Source organism: Saccharomonospora halophila 8, from assembly GCF_000383775.1.
GTDB lineage: Bacteria > Actinomycetota > Actinomycetes > Mycobacteriales > Pseudonocardiaceae > Saccharomonospora > Saccharomonospora halophila.
In genome coordinates, this window is record NZ_KB912565.1 from 77,713 (window position 1) to 95,178 (window position 17,466).

Sequence of the window (17,466 nt, forward strand, 5' to 3'; positions counted from 1 at the left end):
ACGGCGTCCGCGACTTCGGCCCGCTCGGCAGCGAGGCGCGGTTGGACGCCTGCCTCGCGGCGAACGGCCTCGACCCGGACCGGGACACGGCGGGCGTGCGGCCCGCCACCGTGGACGGCCGGGAGTCCGTCCTCGTGCTCTACACCACCGGCGAGCTCGCACAGTTCCGCCTGGTCGCGCTCCCGGCCGACTGCGGATCCGGCGAATCCGGCCTGCTCATGGACACCACGGTGGGCGGCACGGGCGGCTGACCGGCGCTTCTGCCCGCCGGGAACACCCGCGCCTACGATCGTGTTGGGACGGGGTGACGCAGGTTTTCGTCGAAGCGGAGGTCGCTGGTGGCAGGAGAGGATATTCGGAACCTCATCATCGTGGGGTCGGGGCCGGCCGGGTACACGGCCGCGGTGTACGCCGCGCGGGCCCAGCTCGCCCCGCTGGTGTTCGAGGGCACCCAGTTCGGTGGTGCGCTGATGACCACCACGGAGGTGGAGAACTACCCGGGGTTTCGGTCGGGCATCCAGGGCCCCGAGCTGATGGACGAGATGCGCGAGCAGGCCAAGGCCTTCGGCGGCGAACTGCAGCAGGCCGACGTCGAGGCGCTCGACCTGACCGGCCCGGTCAAGTACGTGACCGCGCACGGGCAGCGTTACGCGGCGCACGCGGTCGTGCTCGCGATGGGGGCCTCGCCCCGCTACCTCGGCGTGCCCGGCGAGCAGGAACTGCTCGGCCACGGCGTGTCGTCCTGCGCCACCTGCGACGGCTTCTTCTTCCGCGACCAGGACATCGCCGTGGTCGGTGGGGGCGACTCCGCGATGGAGGAGGCGACCTTCCTGACGAAGTTCGCCCGCACCGTCACCATCATCCACCGCCGCGAGGAGTTCCGCGCCTCGAAGATCATGCTGCGCCGGGCGCAGCAGAACGAGAAGATACGGTGGCAGCTGAACTCGCAGGTCACCGAGGTGCTCGGGGACAACGGCAAGGTGAGCGGCCTCAAGCTGGTCGACACCGTGACCGGCGAGGAGTCGACGAAGGACGTCACCGGCTTCTTCCTCGCGATCGGGCACGACCCCCGCAGTGAACTGGTGCGCGGCCAGGTGGACCTGGACGACGAGGGGTACGTGCTGACCTCCGGGCGCGGCACCCACACCAACATCGAGGGGGTCTTCGCCGCGGGCGACCTCGTGGACCGGACCTACCGTCAGGCCGTCACCGCGGCGGGCACGGGCTGCTCGGCGGCGATCGACGCCGAACGCTGGCTGGCCGAACACGAGGACGTCGCCGAGGCCAGCGAGGACCCGGCGCTGGTCGGCGGTGGGTACGGCCCGAGCCACTGACCTCCGTACCGGACCGGCCGGACAATCCCACCCAGACCGACGGTGCCGACCGACGGTAACCGTGTCGAGTGACGAGACAGGAGTGACAATGACCGACACCGTGCAGGTGACCGACAACAACTTCACCGACGAGGTCCTCGGGGCCGACAAGCCCGTGCTCGTGGACTTCTGGGCCACCTGGTGCGGACCGTGCAAGATGGTCGCGCCCGTGCTGGAGGAGATCGCCTCGGAGTACGGCGACAAGCTGCGCGTGGCCAAGCTCGACGTCGACCAGAACCCCAACACGGCCCGGGACTACCAGGTCATGTCGATCCCGACGCTGATCCTGTTCCGGGACGGCAAGGCCGTGAAGCAGATCCAGGGCGCCAAGCCGAAGGCGGCACTGCTCTCGGACCTCTCGGACGTCCTCTGAGCCTCGTGCTCTGAACCCGTCCGGTCCTTCGGACCGGGTCGCGAAGAACCCGGAAGCGCAGGTCACCCGCGCTTCCGGGTTTTTTCGTCCCGATACCTCCTTGTGGGTGACAAACGGGAGCAGCCCTCCGCATCGGTACGGACCCGGCAGGGCACAATAGGGACCGCAGGCCTACGCACCGGCCCTCACGCACAGTCCCCACACGAACGCACCTGGTGCCCGAGGAAAAGCGAGGGGTGCATGCGGGTACTCCGCCGCGGCGACACCGGACCGGAGGTCGCCGAGATCAAATCAATGCTCTCGGCACTGGACCTGCTCACGTCCGGTGGCGAGACCAACGGACACGGAGCCTCCTTCGACCTGGACGTCGAACACGCCGTCCGGGCCTTCCAGCAGCGCCGCGGCCTGATCACCGACGGGGTCGTCGGCCCGGCCACCTACCGTGCGCTGCGGGGCTCGACCTACCACCTGGGCAGCAGGCCGCTCGCCTATCTCGTGTCGTCCCCGGTCCACGGGGACGACGTCTTCGCCCTCCAGGAGCGGCTCACCGAGCTGGGCTTCGACGCGGGCCGCCCGGACGGCGGCTTCGGCCCGCAGACCGAGCGGGCACTGAAGAACTTCCAGCGGGACTACGGACTCGTGGTGGACGGGATCTGCGGTCCGGCGACTGTGCGGGCGTTGCGGCAGCTGTCGCCGCGTGCGCGTGGTGGCCGGCCGGTGTTCCTGCGGGAGCGGGAACAGGTGCGGCGTTCCGGTCCCCGCCTGCGCGGCAAGCGCATCGTCATCGACCCCGGCCACGGTGGCCCGGACCTGGGCGTGTCCGCCCACGGGGTGAGCGAGTCCGAGGTCGCCTGGGACCTGGCGCGCAGGCTGGAGGGCCGGATGAAGGCCACCGGGATGGAGGCGCTCATCTCCCGCGGGCCCGCGCACAGTCCGTCGGAGAGCCAGCGGGCGCAGTTCGCCAACGACGCGGGCGCGGACCTGTTCCTGTCGCTGCACTCGGACGGCAACCGCTCCGCCCAGGCGGAGGGCGTGGCGAGCTTCCACTTCGGCACCGGCAACGGCACCACCTCGACGGTGGGGGAACTGCTGGCCGGTTACATCCAGCGCGAACTGGCCGTGCGCACCGGGATGCGGGACTGCCACACCCACCCGAGGACGTGGGACATCTTCACCCGCACCCGCTGCCCCGCGGTGCGGGTGGAGATCGGCTACCTCACCAACGCCGGGGACCGCGCCCGGCTCTCCGACCCCGGGTTCCGCGACGTGGTGGCGGAGGGTCTGCTCGTGGCGGTCAAGCGGTTGTACCTGCTCGGCGAGAACGACCAGCCCACGGGCACATTCACCTTCGCCGACGTCCTGGCCCACGAACTCACCGAGGTCTCCGCCGGCCACGACTGAGCACGGGCGGAGGGCCCCGCCGCACGCCTGCGCCGTGCGACCCGGTCCGATCCGGACGTGGCACCAACGGAGTAGGGCCGGACCCATAGCCGAGCCGGTACGCTGCGGAAATGACCCCGACTCTCGGGCAGACGTTGCGTCGATTACGGCATGCGCGGGGCAAGTCCCTCGCCGTCGTGGCCGGGCTCGCGGGCATCTCACCGTCGTACCTGTCCCGTCTGGAGTCCGGTGACCGTGCGCTCGACCGGCGGTCGCTCATCGTGGCCCTCGCGGATGCGCTGGACGTCGCACCCAGCGAACTCGCCCAGAACACGGTCGCCGAGATCGGACCGGCCGGGGAGGAACGGGCACTCATCGAGGTGCGACTCGCGTTGCTGTCGGTCGGGATGCAGGCGCCGAACGGAGTCCGGCAACCGGTCGAAGCGCTCCGGACGAGAGTCGCCGAGGTGCTCACCGCACAGCGGAACTGCGACCACGCGCTCGTCGGTGACCACCTCCCGGGGCTGATCCACGACCTGCACGCCAGCCTCCGGGCCGGCCGGGACGAGTGGGAGCTCCTGCGACTCGCCGTGCTGACCCACGTGCAGGGAACGCAGGCGTGGTTGTGTGATGTGGGGGCACAACAGGACCTCGCCTGGCAGGCCGCCACGCTCGCCCGGGTCGCCGCCGAGCGTCTGGACGAGCCGACCTTTACGGCGATCAGCGCGTTCGGCAACGCCTTCGCGCTGCTCGGCGCGGGTGGTCTCGACCTCATGGAGCAGGTCCTGACCTCGTCGGATCCGGGCACGGCCACATCCGGTGCCCGGCAGATGTCCGGGATGCTCACCCTGGCCTCGTCACTGCTCGCGGCCACCCAAGGCCGGGACGCGCAACAGCAGGCCGCCCTCGACCGGGCCACCGACCTCGCCGCGTTCACCGGTGAGGGCAATGCGTTCTGGTTCGGCTTCGGTCCGGCCAATGTGGGAGTGTGGCAACTGTCGGTCGCGCTGGAATGCGGTGAGCACGCCCGGGCCGTCCGTATCGCCGAGCAAATCGACCCTTCGGCGCTCCCGGCGACGACCCGCAGGGCCGCCTACTACCGGGACTACGGCCGTGCGCTGGCTCGCGTCCCGCGCCACCGGGATACCGCGGTGCGCATGCTGCGTGAAGCGGAACGCCTTTCTCCCGCCCGCATTCAGCGACAGCCCTCCCTGCGAACGGTCCTCACCGAACTGCTCACGAAGACCAGGAGCGAGAGTGCCCGCCGTGAACTCCACGGCATGGCCTACCGCTCCGGGTTGCCGGTGTAAGCGGGCTTCCGCTTCGACGTCATGGAGTCGATCACTTTCTCTCGGTAATCTCGCGGGCCGAAGCCGGAGGTTGGCTCCGTGTCCGAGCAGAGGAGTGGGCGATGACCGCGCGATCCGAACCCGACTTTGTCGTCGGTCAGCGTGTCCGCTACGCCCGCGAGCGTGCGGGAATGTCGCGCCCGGTTCTGGGGGGACTCGTCGGCCGCTCCGCCGACTGGGTCAAGGCGGTCGAAACCGGACGGCTCCGAACCCCGAAACTGGCGATGCTGCTCAAGATCGCCTGGGCCCTGGAGATCTCCGATCTTTCCCAGCTCACCGGGAACGGGCACGGTGTGTCGGTGGACATGTTCGCGGGTGCCTCGCATCCCGCACTCCCCGAGGTTCAGACCGCGTTGACCGAGTATCCGCTCGGACCAACGGAACAACCGCAGAGTCTCGACCACCTCGAAGTGCGGCTCACGCAGGCCTGGCAGGTGCGGCACTCGTCCCCGGACCACCGCACCCGGCTCGGGCAGTTGTTGCCCGCGCTGATCCGGGATGCGCGGAACACCGCACGGGCGGCCTCGGACGACCGGCGACGGCACGCACGCCGACTGCTGTCCGGCGTCTACCAGCTCGCGGATTTCTACGTCGCCCATCTGCCGGCACCGGAGCTTGTCTGGCTCGTCGCCGATCGGGCGGTCACCGAGGGCCAGGAGGCCGACGACCCGTACGTGACCGCGGGCGGGGTCTGGACAATGGTCCAGGTTCTCCGGGAGACGGGACGCTGGGACGAGGCGCTGCACCTCGCCCACAGCGCGATCGCGCTGCTGGCACCGCATCTCGACACGGCCCCGCCGGACTGGCACGGAATCACGGGAGCGTTGGAGGCCGAGATCGCATACCTGCACGCCCGCCGCGGTCGACACGGCGAGGCATGGGCGCACTGGGAGCGCGCGGAGCACATCGTCCACACGCTCGAACCCGGCTACCGGCATCTGCAGTCCAGCTTCTCCCGTGCCGTCCTGGGTGCCCACGCGGTGACGTTGCACGTCGAACTCGGTCGCCCCGGCGAAGCGCTCCGCGCGGCCGACCGCGTACACGCGCAGGACATCCCGTCGCTTCCCCGCAGGAGCCGACACCTCATCGAGGTCGCACGGGCACACCGACAACGGGACGAACGGCACGCGGCCTGGGCGCTTCTGCACCGATCCGAACGCACGGCACCGGAGACGATCCGGTACAACGGCTTCGCCCGCGACATGCTGCTCGACCTCAACCGACGACCGCCCACCGGTCTGGCCGACGACGTACGCGACCTGTCCCACCGCGTCGGCGTTGCGGGTTGAGCTACCGAGCAACCCGTTTACTCCAACGGGTGAGGGGACGAGCTGTCCCCGGCAGTTCGATTCGACGACTCTAGCGTCTCCGCCATGTCGAACAGAGCGAACGGCCGCGCCGCCGGGGAGGCGACGCGATGATCGAACGTGACCGTGAGCTGCTCGCCCGTGCCGCGCGGGTGAACCGGGGGCTCGGTGCGGTGGTCTGCGAGCTCATGGCGGAACAGGACGGCGGACAGTTGCCTGCGACAAGGCTGAGTGAGATCGGGTCGCTGTTGTCCGAGCTGGCCGGTGCATTCCGGGACAGGGCGGCGGAGCTGGGCGGACCTCCGGTGCTGCCGGGCGGCAGCGGTGGCCACGCCGCGCGGACACCTCCGCCCGGCAGGCTCGCCCCCGGTCACTGGGCCGTGCTGGAGGAGTGTCTCGCCGAGATGTGCGGCGGGGAGGCGGGTGAGGTCGTCCACGATCGCGGCCGGGGTGTCCTGGAATGCTGCCGGGCGGACGGCGCCGAAGGCACGGACGACGCCGGGACGAACCTGCGGAGGCGCTGGTACGAGGTGATCGGTGCGCTCGTGCATCTCGACGAGGCGGCGCCGGAAGACCGGCGTGCGATCCGCCGGGTCGGGCTGGACGTGTGCGAACTGGGGCGGCGGATGACGGCCGACGATCCCGGGGACGGTGGCGGAGCGTGAGCGCAACCGATTGCGGGGGCCGGTTCCCGCTCCGTACCGACCGGCCGGAGTACCTCTGGCGCCGGGTCGCCGACCACCTCGCCGCGCGCATCGACCGGGGCGAGTTCGGCCGGCAGCTGCCCAACCGGGGACACCTGGCGCGGGACTACGGCGTCTCGGTCGCCACCGTCGACCGCGCGGTGCGCCTGCTGACCGAGCGCGGTACCACCCGCACCCTCCCCGGCAAAGGCACCTACCTCCGCTGAGGATCAGCGCCTCACCAGCGGTCCGTCCCCCACCGGCGCCATGCTGTGGACAACCCACCCGCCTGTGCACAGGCCTGTGGACAACCAGACCAAGTTGTCCACAGCACCCTGTGGACGTCGCGGCGCCCCTGGCGTTCCCGGTGTGCCGTGAAGGACCCCTTCACTGCGCGCAATGCAGGGAAGGAGTCCTTCACGGCAACACCCCCACGCACCTCAGGCGCGGGTGACGCTCGGGGTGGCGGTGACGGCGACCTCGTCGAGGAGGCGTTCCAGGGCGGCTTCGACGTCGGCCTTCCAGGACAGGCCGGAACGCAGCTCCATACGCAGGCGGGGCCACCGGGTGTGCGGGGCGACGGTCTTGAACCCGACAGCGCGCAGGAACGCGGCGGGGACCACGCAGACATGCTGCTCGTCGTCGGTGTCCGGCTGCGCGTCGCCGAACGCCTCCACGGCCCGCACCCCACGGCGGGTGAGGTCCTGCACCGTGGCCTGCACCAGGGCACGGCCGATCCCGGATCCGCGGAACTCCTGTTGCACGTGAAACGCCGTGAGCAGGATCGCGTCGGCGCCCGGGGGAGAGGTGGGGAACGCGCCGGCCCGGGGCACCGCGTTCGGCGGGGCGTAGAGGACGAAGCCGACGGGGTCGTCCCCGTGGAACACCACCCGTCCACAGGAGCCCCACTCCAGCAGCACGGACGAGATCCAGGCCTCCTTCTCGACCTCGGTCTCGCCGAACTGCTCGGCCTCCTCCCGCAGGTGTGGGGCCAACTCCCAGTACACGCACCGACGACAACCGAGCGGCAGCCGCTCCAGGTTGTCCAGGGTGATGCCCTCGACGCTTCGTGACACCGAACCTCCCCGACACACGTCATCCCGCCTGTGGTGGAACCGGCGCGCATCTCGGGCGCGGCGGCCGGAAAGCCACATTTCGATCTTATGGCGGTGTGATAAGCCCCGCCAAGAGCGGGAATGCCCGCGGGGACGGACGTTACACTCGGGTGGGTCCCACTGCCGGTACACCCGGCCACGGCCTCCCTCGACACGGGTCTGACGACACCATCGACCAGGACACGCGAGGAACCCGGCAACAGCAAGCGCCGCCCAGTGGGCGCCGAAGCAGACGAGAGCGTGTGCGATGACTGCATCCGAGCCTCCCGAGCATCGACCAGGGTCCGAGCCGGGCCGCCAGAACCTCGATCCGCACCTCGACCGTTACGCCGCGCGCACCTCGGGCATGACGGCCTCGGAGATCCGGGCGTTGTTCGCGGTCGCGAGCAGGCCCGAAGTGGTCTCGCTCGCGGGCGGGATGCCGAACCTCGCCGCGCTGCCGCTGGAGTCGCTGTCCGAGCAGATGGCCGAGGTCATCTCGCAGGAGGGCATGGTGGCTCTCCAGTACGGCTCCGCACAGGGCGTGCCCACGCTGCGTGAGCAGATCTGCGACGTCATGGCGGTGGAGGGGATCTCCGCGCACCCCGACGACATCGTCGTCACCGTCGGCTCGCAGATGGCGCTGGACATGGTGACCCGGCTGTTCTGCGACCCCGGCGACGTCGTCCTCGCCGAGGGGCCGTCGTACGTCGGTGCGCTCGGCTCGTTCTCCGCCTACGAGGCGAACGTGCTCCACGTGACGATGGACGACGACGGGCTCGTCCCGGACGCGCTCCGCGAGGCGCTCGCCGAGTGCGGGCGGCGGGGTCGCACGGTGAAGTTCCTCTACACGATCCCGAACTTCCACAATCCCGCGGGCGTCACCCTGGCCACCGAGCGGCGCGCGGAGATCCTGGAGATCTGCCGCGCCCACGACGTCATGGTGGTCGAGGACAATCCCTACGGTCTGCTCGCCTTCGACGGCCAGACCTACCCGCCGCTGCGGTCGATGGACCCGGACAACGTCATCTACCTGGGCTCGTTCTCCAAGACCTTCGCCTCCGGGTTGCGCGTCGGCTGGGTGCTCGCGCCGCACGCGGTGCGCGAGAAGCTGGTGCTCGCCGCCGAGTCCGCCACCCTGTGCCCGCCCACGCTGAACCAGCTCGTCGTCTCCAAGTATCTGTCCACCCACGACTGGAAGGGCCAGATCAAGAGCTTCCGGGAGAACTACCGGGAACGCCGGGACGCGATGATCTCCGCGCTCCGGCAGCACATGCCCCCCGGGGTCACGTGGACGCACCCGGAGGGCGGCTTCTTCGTGTGGGTGACGGTGCCGGACGGGATCGACACGAAGGCGATGCTCCCGAGAGCCGTCGCCGCCCGCGTCGCCTACGCCTCGGGCACCGGCTTCTACACCGACGGGCTCGGCAGCCGCCAGATGCGGCTGTCGTTCTGCTACCCGACACCGGACCGCATCCACGAGGGGGTGCGCAGGCTCACCGGGGTGATGGAATCGGAACGGGAGCTGCAGCGCACCTTCGGCAGCGTCACCACGCGCACGGTGTCCGGGCCGCAGTCACCCGGGCCGAACACGGCCTGAGTCCGGACCCACCGGGCCGGGCGCCACACCAGCATCACGACTTCGAGGAGACCCGCGTTGGCCGAAGGTACTGTCGCCGTGCTCGCCGGCGGCCTGTCGCACGAACGGGACATCTCGCTGCGGTCGGGCCGCAGGTTGTCCGTCGCGCTGCGCGAGCAGGGACTGACGGTGCAGGAGTGGGACACCGACGCGAGCCTGCTGTCCCGCCTCCGGGACGAACGCCCCGACGCGGCGATCATCGCCCTGCACGGCGGTGAAGGCGAGAACGGGTCGGTGCAGACGGTGCTGGAGATGCTGGGCGTGCCGTTCGTCGGCACCAGCTCCGAGGGCTGCCGGCGGGCGTGGGACAAACCGATCGCCAAGGCGCTCGTGGCCGAGCACGACCACACCACGCCGGACTGGGTGGCACTGCCGCACAGCACGTTCCGCGAACTCGGCGCACAGACGGTGCTCGACGCGATGGTGGACACGCTGGGCCTGCCGCTCATCCTCAAGCCCGACCAGGGCGGATCGGCACTCGGCGCACAGGTGGTGCGCGAGGCCGGCGGGCTGCCCGCCGCGATGGTCGGCAGCTTCGCGTACGGGGACGCCGTGCTCGCCGAGCGGTTCGTCGACGGCGTGGAGGTCGCGGTGACCGTCGTCGAGCGGGACGGCGGACCGGAGGCGCTGCCCGCGGTCGAGATCGTGCCGGAGGGCGGCGTCTACGACTACACCGCCCGCTACACCGCCGGGCTCACCGACTTCTTCGCCCCGGCGCGACTGAGCGACGAGACGGCGAAGGCGGTCGGCGACCTCGCCGTCGGCGCGCACCGGTTGCTCGGGCTGCGCGACATCTCGCGCACCGACGCAATCGTGGCGGCCGACGGCAGCGTGCACTTCCTCGAAGTGAACTCGTCGCCCGGGCTGACCGAGACCTCCACCGTGCCGATGGCGATGGAGGCCGCGGGCACATCACTGGGCGTGGTGTTCACCGACCTCGTCGAGCGCGCGGTGCGGCGGGGGACCTGACCGGCCGCCACCGGCCTGATCCGTCGGCCCGGTCGGCGGCCGCACCTACGTGCGCGGACCGTCACCGTGACGAATCAGGCCGGTGTCATCGGTCGTCGTCTTCGGTGTCCGAAATGCCCTGTTTGGCCGCCCGGATCCGCTGGGCGTGACCGGGGGCCATCATCGTGACGATCCGCTCCAGGTCGTCCGGGGAGCCGAACTCGACCACGATCCGCCCCTTGCGCTTGCCGACGTCGACCTTGACCCGGGTGTCGAACGCGTCCGACAGGCGTTCGGCCAGTCCGTCGACGCCCGGCATCGTCATCGGCTTGCGTTCGGTCTGCTTCGGCTTCGGCTTCGAGTCACCCTTCGAGAGCGTCACTGCCTCCTCGGTCGCGCGGACCGACAACCCCTCGGCGACGATCCGGGTGGCGAGCTCCTCCTGGCGATCCGGGTCGTCCACCGACAGGAGGGCACGGGCGTGCCCCGCGGAGAGGACGTTCGCCGCGACCCGCCGCTGCACCGGCAGGGGGAGGCGGAGCAGGCGGATCGTGTTCGTGATCACCGGGCGGCTCCGCCCGATGCGGGAGGCGAGTTCGTCGTGGGTGACGCCGAACTCGTCGAGCAACTGCTGGTATGCGGCCGCCTCTTCGAGCGGGTTGAGCTGGACCCGGTGGATGTTCTCCAGCAGGGCGTCCCGCAGCATCGCCTCGTCGGAGGTGTTGCGCACGATGGCGGGGATGAGTTCCAGCTCGGCCTGCTGCGCCGCACGCAACCGACGCTCACCCATGACGAGTTCGAACTCGTTGTCCCCGAGCACGCGCACGACGATGGGTTGCATCAGCCCGAACTCACGGATCGAGTGCTCCAACTCCGCAAGCGCGTCCTCGTCGAAGACCTGACGCGGCTGTTTCGGGTTGGACTTGATGGCCTCGACCGGGATCTCGCGGTAGACGGCACCGGCGACCTCGCCGCCGTGCGGGGTCACCGTGTCGTTCGCCGCGAACCATCCCGTGTCGCCGTCCGAACCGGCTCGCGCGGCCACCGTCCCGCCACGCCCGTTCGTGCGGACGCCCCCGGATCCCGTCCCTCCGGCGTCTCCGCGATCCGCTCCGCCCGGACGGTCCTGCTGCGGCTCCGTGCCGTCGGCGGGCTCGACCGGTCCGGTCGGGATCAGCGCGGCCAGACCCCGGCCGAGGCCACCTCTCCGCTCGCTCATTGTCGCTCCTTCGCTCCGCGGTCGGCGATCTCCCGAGCCGCGTCCACATAACTCATCGCGCCGCGCGATCCCGGGTCGTAGCCGAGTACCGTCTGGCCGTAGCCCGGCGCCTCCGAGACCTTCACGCTGCGCGGGATGATCGTGTCGAGCACGACGTCCCCGAAGTGCCTGCGAACCTCCTGGGTCACCTGATCGGCCAGCTTCGTCCGGCCGTCGTACATGGTGAGCAGGATCGTGGACACGGTCAGCTCCTGGTTCAGGTGCCGCTGGACCAGCTCGATGTTGTTGAGCAGTTGCCCCAGCCCTTCCAGCGCGTAGTACTCGCACTGGATCGGGATGAGCACCTCGTGCGCCGCCACGAGGGCGTTCACCGTGAGCAATCCGAGGGACGGGGGACAGTCCACGAAGACGTAGTCGATGCCGAGCTGATCGAGCCCCTCGCCCGTCAGCGCCTCCTTGAGCCGCGCCTCGCGCGACGCCATCGACACCAGCTCGATCTCCGAACCGGCCAGGTCGATCGTCGCGGGGACACAGAGCAGGTGGTCGGACTGCCCGCTCGTCTGTGCCGCGTCCACGACCGACGCCTCGCCCAGGAGCATCTCGTACACCGAGGGCGTGCCGGAGCGGTGATCGACGTCCAGCGCGGTGCTGGCGTTGCCCTGCGGGTCGAGATCCACCACGAGTGTCCGCACCCCGTAGAGCGCGAGACCGGCGGCGAGGTTGACCGTGCTGGTCGTCTTGCCGACGCCGCCCTTCTGGTTCGCCACGGTGAGCACACGACGTCGGGTCGGCCTGGGCATGAGGTTCGCGTCGGGATGCAGTACGCGCGCGGCCCGGAGCGCTTCCTCGGCGATCGGGGTGCCGCCGACACCGGTCTCGGGAGTGGTGTTCACCGCTGGCCACCCTTCCTCGTCGTCACGAATTCACCGCCCTGTCCCGCACCGGAGCGCGTCCCCGACCCCCGCTGTTTCACGTGGAACAAGGAACGCTGCGCCTCGGGCGAGCCCACTGCGCCCGCCGCGTCGGTCGTGCTGGTCGTGCTCATTCGTTCGGCCAATCCTCTCAGTGCCGTCTCGAATTGCGTCTCCGCGCAACTCCCGATTTCCGCGACTCCACCCGTTCGGTCTCCGCCTGCGTCGTCCGGTCCCGCTTCGGCGCACGTCGTGTCGTCCGGGCCGGAGCGACCCGCTCGATGGCGACGACGGTCGTCGGCGTGTCCAGAACGCCCGCACCGCACTCCACGATCCGTGGCTCACCCCCACCTGCCCGACATACCGCGTCCCGGTCCCGCTCGATCTCGTCGGCCGCGCTGCGTCCCTTCAGTGCCAGCAGCGTGCCACCCTCGCGCACGAGCGGCAGACACCACGCCGCCAGCCGCGCCAAAGGCGCCACCGCCCGCGCGGTCACGACCTCCGCGACGCCGAGCCGCGCCCGTACCGCCTTCTCCTCGGCGCGTCCCCGTTCGACCGTGACGGACAGGCCGAGCCGCTCCGCGACCTCCTCCAGCCAGTCCACCCGCCGCGCCATCGGTTCGAGGAGCACGATATCGATATCCGGCCGGGCGAGGGCGAGCGGCACACCGGGCAAGCCCGCCCCGGACCCGACGTCGATCACGCGCGGCCCGGCGTCCTCGCCACCGGCGGGGCTCGGCATCTCCGGGACGGCCTCCGCGAGCACCGCCGAGTTGAGGACATGCCGTTCCCAGAGGCGGTCCAGCTCGCGTGGGCCGATCAAGCCACGCTCGACACCGTGGGTGCTGAGGAGCCCCACGAAACGCTCGGCGAGCGCGAGTCGGTCACCGAAGACCGCCCGCGCCGACTCCGGTGTGTCGAGTCGCGGGGGAGTCCCGTCACCGGGCTCCCTCGGCGTCGGCTCGCCCTCGGGCGGTTGCGAGTTCACTGCCACTCCTCCCACGCCGTTTCACGTGAAACCCGGCCTGCCCGATTCTCCCCGATCACGGTCCGCGTCCGGGACGGCACTCCCTCCGGCCGACTCGGGCCGGCCCGTGCCGCGCCTACCGTCTCGCACAGGGAACGGCCCTACGCCGTTTCACGTGGAACAGCCATACGACGACGAGCGGCCCGCCGGGTCGCCGGCGGGCCGCTCGTCCGATTCCGTCCGTGTTCTGATGTGGCGCCGTCCTGATGCGGCGCCGTCCTGAGGTGGCCGTACCCGCCGTTCAGTCGGGCAGGACGACGACCCTCCGTTTCGGCTCCTCGCCTTCGCTCTCGCTCGTGACGCCCTCCACCTCGGCGACCGCATCGTGCACGATCTTGCGCTCGAAGGGCGTCATCGGCTGCAGGCGGGTCCGTTCGCCCGATTCCGCGACCGACTCGGCGGTCTTCCTGCCGAGCTCGCGCAGTTCCTCCCGGCGGTCGGACCGCCAGCCCGCCACGTCGAGCATCAACCTGCTCCGGGTGCCGGTCTCCTGTTGCACGGCCAGCCGGGTCAGCTCCTGGAGCGCTTCGAGCGCCGTTCCCCGGGGACCGACCAGGCGTTCGAGATCGTCTCCGCCGTCGATGCTGACGATCGCCCGGCCCGCCTCGACGTCCAGATCGATGTCACCGTCGTAGTCGAGGATGTCGAGCAACCGCTCCAGATAGTCCCCGGCGATGTCCCCCTCGCGCACGAGGAGATCCTCACCGTCGTCGTCGGGAGCCTGCTCCCCGTCACCCTCGGTCGAACCGTCGTCGCTGTCGGCCCCTCCGGTGTCCGCGGTGTCCTCCGCCGTCCGCTCCGCGGCACCGTTCTCAGGGGCGTCCGCGGAGTCGTCGACGACATCCTCCGTGTTCTCGTCCTGTGCTCCCGCTCCGGAGGTTTCCTCCGGTTGCCCCGGCGTGGGGTCGTTCTCCTCGGCGCCGAGCACCCCGGCCGTATCGGACATGTCCGTCTCCTCTCAACCCGCGTCAGCTGTGCTGCGGCGCCGGCCCCGGCCCTCGCGCCACGCCGTCTCCGCCGGTCCGGTGCGGGACCGGGGGAGACGACCCGGCCGCGTCGGGCCGATCCGGTCGACTCCGCGTGAGGATCGACTCCCGTCTCGCCGGGTGGTCCGTGGACGCACCCACCGCGCACGGTGCCGGCCCCGTCGGGTCAGCGCCGCTTCCGTCCCTGTGTCTTCTTGCCCTGGCCGGACGGGCGTGGCTGGTTCCCGCCGTTCTTCGCCCAGGCGCCGCCACGGACACCGCTGTCACCCTTCGGCGAGGTGCCGTTGGATCCGCCCCCGCCCGATTTGCCCTCGCCGGACTGTCCGCCCTGCTTGCTCTGCTTCTTGCCGGAGCCCTGCGCCGGCTTCTGGCCCGGCTGCGGCTTCTGCTGCTGGGGCTTCTGACCGGGCTGGGGCTTCTGACCGGGCTTGGGAGCGAGCGTGTCCCGCTTCTCCTTCTCCTCGGCCTTCTTCGCCTCTTCCTCCTTGTCGATCCGGCCGTAGACGAACCGCTGCTGGCCCAGGGTCCAGACGTTGTTGGCGAGGAAGTAGATCAACATACCGACCGGCAGGAAGGCACCGAAGACCAACAGACCCACCGGGAAGATGTACAGCGTCAGCTTGTTCATCACCGCGGTCTGCTGGGTGGCCGAGGACGGGTTCTGCCGCGCCACCGAGTGCCGGGCGGTGAAGTGCGTCGCGATACTCGCGACGATCAGCAACGGGAAGGCCACCGGGGCCACGGACCAGTTCCAGCCCTCCGGGCCGATGTCCGGCCCGCCCATCATGGCGACGTGCCGGATGGCCTCGCCGAGGTTGACACCGAAGAGCTCGGCGTTGGTGTAGGACGCGACACCCGCGGCGTCGAAGTAGTAGTTCGAATCCGCCCCGGGCGCGAAGTTCCGCAGGACGTTGACCAGACCGATGAACACCGGGATCTGCAGCAGAATCGGCAGGCAGCTGCCCAACGGGTTCACCCCGTGCTCGCGCTGGAGCTTCTGCATCTCCTGCGCCTGGCGCTGCTTGTCGTTGCCGTACTTCTTCTGGATCTTCTTGATCTCCGGCGCGAAGTCCTGCATCTTCTTCATCGACCGGACCTGGTTCACGAACGGCTTGAACAGGATGCCGCGGACGGTGAAGGTCAGGAAGACGATGCCGAGGACCCAGGCGATGGCATTGTCGTCACCGAAGACGAAACCGAAGACCTTGTGCCACATCCAGAGGATGAACGACACCGGGTAGTAGATGAAGTCGAGCACTGAGCTACTCCTCGGTAGACATACCAGGGCCTTGGTGCCGGAAACTGAACGTCTCGGGCACGGGGTCTCGTCCCGGAGGTGTCCACGGGCCACAGCGCAGCAACCTGCGCACCGCGAGGTATCCGCCGCGGGCGGCGCCGTGGCGCGTCAACGCCTCGGCCGCGTAGGCGCTACAGCTCGGATAGAACCGACACATCGGGGGAAGATAGGGGGAGATGAATCGCCGGTAGAACCGGATGGGCAGCAACACGACCCACGCGACCCGCGTCGGTCCGCCGGCCCCGGTGGACGGTGTCGGGTCGTGGCTCTCGGCCGGGTTGACGTCGGCCGTGTCGTGTTCGTTCACGCCGGTGATCCATCGTTGGTTCGGACTGGCCGGCCACGCCCGCCCGGCGGGCCGGAGGTGGCGCGCCCACCCAACCGTCGCAGCGCCGCGTCGAGATCGACACCCAGTTCGGCACTGCTCGCCGACGAGGCCGGCGGGAGCGCCCGCACGACCAACGCACTGCCCGCGGGCAGGGTTCCGAGCCGCGCCGCCACCAGATGCCGCAGCCGCCGGATCACCCGGTGCCGCACGACCGAGTTGCCCACGGCCTTGCTCACGACGAAACCCGCGCGGGTGCGCTCGCCGTACCCGGGAAGCAGATGCACGACCAGCCGGCGGCGTCCGGCGCGGACGCCGCCCCGCATCACGGCGCGGAACTGGTCACCGTGTCGGAGACGAGCGTCCGCGGGAAGCACGCAGCGCCTCGTCGTACTCGTCGTCGCAGCCGGACGCGAGCGTCAGGCGGCGAGCCGGTTGCGGCCCTTACGCCGACGGGCGGCCAGAACGGCCCGCCCCGCCCGCGTACGCATCCGCAGCCGGAACCCGTGGGTCCGCGCGCGTCGACGGTTGTTCGGCTGGAAGGTGCGCTTGCCCTTGCTCACGGCTGTCGCTCTCCTGGTCTCGGGCGTCCGGTCTTCGGTCTGGTGTGCTCAGGTGCTCGGCGGAAGCCGGGCAGGCTGAACGGCGCCGCTGTCAGCGGTAGACCCTTCGAGGGTACGCATCGGCCCCGGCGGGACCGACACCGACCCCCGGCACCGGACCCGCCCGGACGCCGCCCGATCACCCGTGTGACCGGGCAGATCACGGTGTGTCACCCCACCGGGCACAGGACCTCACTCCTGCGGGGGCCATCGATGGCGAGGTCCGTTCCGGGATGGCACCCTCACCGTCGAGGCCGCCTTGTGGCACCCCGTGCGGCTTGCTAGCGTGCCTCTTCTCGCGTGACCGGCCGGGGAGGCGAGGGACGTTCCCGGCGGGTGGGAGACTTCGATCGGCGAACCGTGATCCCACGGGATGGGGGGCCCGCGGGGCGCGCGTACATTGATGCACACTTGTGGACAACCATGTGGATACCTGCTGCGCAGGTAATCACGCCGACCTGCCGGGACGCTCCACCGGGCCGTCGCCGGGACCCTCGCCGTCCCCGGACCCGCCGGGCGACGCCGTCCCGCCGGCCGCGGCCGTCGGCATCGGTGTCGTGGTGTCGGGGCCGTGACGGTGACGACGTCGAGGGGAGGGGAGCGAGAGCAGCGTGTCTGAGCACCAACTCAACCTGGCGGTCGTCTGGGAACAGGTTGTCGCCGAGCTCTCGGACGGAACGCTATCCCCTCAGCAGCGGGCATGGATGCGGGTCACCCGGCCGATCGGCCTGCTCGACGGCACCGCGCTGCTCGCCGCCCCCAGTGACTTCGCCAAGGAGGCGATCGAACGCGCGTTGCGCGAACCGATCACCTCGGCGCTGTCCCGCCACCTCGGGCGGGACGTCTCCCTCGCGGTCAAGGTCGACGCGGCCGAGAACGCGCCCGCGGGGTCCGGGGCGTCCGCGCAGTCCGCTCCCACGCACGCCCCGGCGGAGTCGTCCGCCGGCTCCCCG

17 protein-coding genes and 3 pseudogenes are annotated in these 17,466 nt (G+C 70.6%); 11 read left to right on the forward strand and 9 right to left on the reverse strand.

Annotated features, from left to right (window positions below; genetic code table 11):
* From SACHA_RS22375 to SACHA_RS0114925, 8 genes and pseudogenes are all read left to right on the forward strand, one after another.
* Window positions 1-251: pseudogene (locus SACHA_RS22375) on the forward strand (hypothetical protein); the annotation flags it as partial.
* Window positions 252-338: 87 nt separating this feature from the next.
* Window positions 339-1,334 (forward strand): thioredoxin-disulfide reductase, encoded by a 996-nt coding sequence (gene trxB / locus SACHA_RS0114895; protein ID WP_028663215.1) that lies wholly within the window; start codon window positions 339-341, stop codon window positions 1,332-1,334.
* An 88-nt stretch (window positions 1,335-1,422) separates the two neighbouring features.
* A complete protein-coding gene (gene trxA / locus SACHA_RS0114900) occupies window positions 1,423-1,746 on the forward strand; it encodes a thioredoxin (protein ID WP_019810970.1) in 324 nt (107 codons plus the stop codon).
* 240 nt (window positions 1,747-1,986) lie between these two features.
* The gene (locus tag SACHA_RS0114905; RefSeq protein ID WP_019810971.1) at window positions 1,987-3,147 is read left to right on the forward strand and encodes an N-acetylmuramoyl-L-alanine amidase; all 1,161 of its coding nucleotides are present in this window, start codon (window positions 1,987-1,989) and stop codon (window positions 3,145-3,147) included.
* 110 nt (window positions 3,148-3,257) lie between these two features.
* Window positions 3,258-4,436, forward strand: a complete 1,179-nt coding sequence (locus SACHA_RS0114910; protein ID WP_083935868.1) for a helix-turn-helix domain-containing protein — start codon at window positions 3,258-3,260, stop codon at window positions 4,434-4,436.
* A 101-nt stretch (window positions 4,437-4,537) separates the two neighbouring features.
* Window positions 4,538-5,764 carry a helix-turn-helix domain-containing protein gene (locus SACHA_RS0114915; protein WP_019810973.1) on the forward strand — a complete coding sequence of 409 codons (1,227 nt, stop codon included), beginning with the start codon at window positions 4,538-4,540 and terminating at the stop codon, window positions 5,762-5,764.
* Between the two features lie 128 nt (window positions 5,765-5,892).
* A complete protein-coding gene (locus tag SACHA_RS24020; RefSeq protein WP_019810974.1) occupies window positions 5,893-6,447 on the forward strand; it encodes a hypothetical protein in 555 nt (184 codons plus the stop codon).
* Window positions 6,444-6,692, forward strand: coding sequence for a GntR family transcriptional regulator (locus SACHA_RS0114925; RefSeq protein WP_019810975.1), 249 nt, complete (start codon window positions 6,444-6,446; stop codon window positions 6,690-6,692). Before SACHA_RS24020 ends, SACHA_RS0114925 begins: the two co-directional genes overlap by 4 nt.
* A gap of 213 nt (window positions 6,693-6,905) precedes the next feature.
* Here SACHA_RS0114925 and SACHA_RS0114930 read toward each other — a convergent pair whose 3' ends face one another.
* Window positions 6,906-7,541, reverse strand: coding sequence for a GNAT family N-acetyltransferase (locus tag SACHA_RS0114930; RefSeq protein WP_019810976.1), 636 nt, complete (start codon window positions 7,539-7,541; stop codon window positions 6,906-6,908).
* A gap of 286 nt (window positions 7,542-7,827) precedes the next feature.
* Here SACHA_RS0114930 and SACHA_RS0114935 point away from each other — a divergent pair, with 286 nt between their 5' ends.
* A complete protein-coding gene (locus tag SACHA_RS0114935; protein WP_028663216.1) occupies window positions 7,828-9,159 on the forward strand; it encodes an aminotransferase-like domain-containing protein in 1,332 nt (443 codons plus the stop codon).
* Between the two features lie 57 nt (window positions 9,160-9,216).
* Window positions 9,217-10,167, forward strand: coding sequence for a D-alanine--D-alanine ligase family protein (locus SACHA_RS0114940; protein ID WP_028663217.1), 951 nt, complete (start codon window positions 9,217-9,219; stop codon window positions 10,165-10,167).
* 85 nt (window positions 10,168-10,252) lie between these two features.
* Here SACHA_RS0114940 and SACHA_RS0114945 read toward each other — a convergent pair whose 3' ends face one another.
* The 8 genes and pseudogenes from SACHA_RS0114945 to rpmH form a co-directional block, all read right to left on the reverse strand.
* Window positions 10,253-11,365 carry a ParB/RepB/Spo0J family partition protein gene (locus SACHA_RS0114945; protein WP_019810983.1) on the reverse strand — a complete coding sequence of 371 codons (1,113 nt, stop codon included), beginning with the start codon at window positions 11,363-11,365 and terminating at the stop codon, window positions 10,253-10,255.
* A complete protein-coding gene (locus tag SACHA_RS0114950) occupies window positions 11,362-12,258 on the reverse strand; it encodes a ParA family protein (RefSeq protein WP_019810984.1) in 897 nt (298 codons plus the stop codon). The genes SACHA_RS0114945 and SACHA_RS0114950 overlap by 4 nt, the downstream gene beginning before the upstream one ends.
* 169 nt (window positions 12,259-12,427) lie before the next feature.
* Window positions 12,428-13,264, reverse strand: coding sequence for a 16S rRNA (guanine(527)-N(7))-methyltransferase RsmG (rsmG, locus tag SACHA_RS0114960; protein WP_019810986.1), 837 nt, complete (start codon window positions 13,262-13,264; stop codon window positions 12,428-12,430).
* Window positions 13,265-13,544: 280 nt separating this feature from the next.
* Window positions 13,545-14,087 (reverse strand): annotated as a pseudogene (locus tag SACHA_RS0114965) (Jag family protein); the annotation flags it as partial.
* A gap of 368 nt (window positions 14,088-14,455) precedes the next feature.
* A complete protein-coding gene (yidC, locus tag SACHA_RS0114970; RefSeq protein WP_019810988.1) occupies window positions 14,456-15,547 on the reverse strand; it encodes a membrane protein insertase YidC in 1,092 nt (363 codons plus the stop codon).
* A gap of 4 nt (window positions 15,548-15,551) precedes the next feature.
* Window positions 15,552-15,893 carry a membrane protein insertion efficiency factor YidD gene (gene yidD, locus SACHA_RS0114975; protein ID WP_019810989.1) on the reverse strand — a complete coding sequence of 114 codons (342 nt, stop codon included), beginning with the start codon at window positions 15,891-15,893 and terminating at the stop codon, window positions 15,552-15,554.
* Window positions 15,890-16,288 carry a ribonuclease P protein component gene (rnpA, locus tag SACHA_RS0114980; protein ID WP_019810990.1) on the reverse strand — a complete coding sequence of 133 codons (399 nt, stop codon included), beginning with the start codon at window positions 16,286-16,288 and terminating at the stop codon, window positions 15,890-15,892. Before rnpA ends, yidD begins: the two co-directional genes overlap by 4 nt.
* A gap of 42 nt (window positions 16,289-16,330) precedes the next feature.
* On the reverse strand, window positions 16,331-16,474 hold the full coding sequence (rpmH, locus tag SACHA_RS24025) for a 50S ribosomal protein L34 (protein ID WP_007023922.1): 144 nt from the start codon (window positions 16,472-16,474) through the stop codon (window positions 16,331-16,333).
* A 650-nt stretch (window positions 16,475-17,124) separates the two neighbouring features.
* On the opposite strand from rpmH, the pseudogene SACHA_RS24615 reads away from it, so the two are divergent.
* A pseudogene (locus tag SACHA_RS24615) lies at window positions 17,125-17,466 on the forward strand (chromosomal replication initiator protein DnaA); the annotation flags it as partial.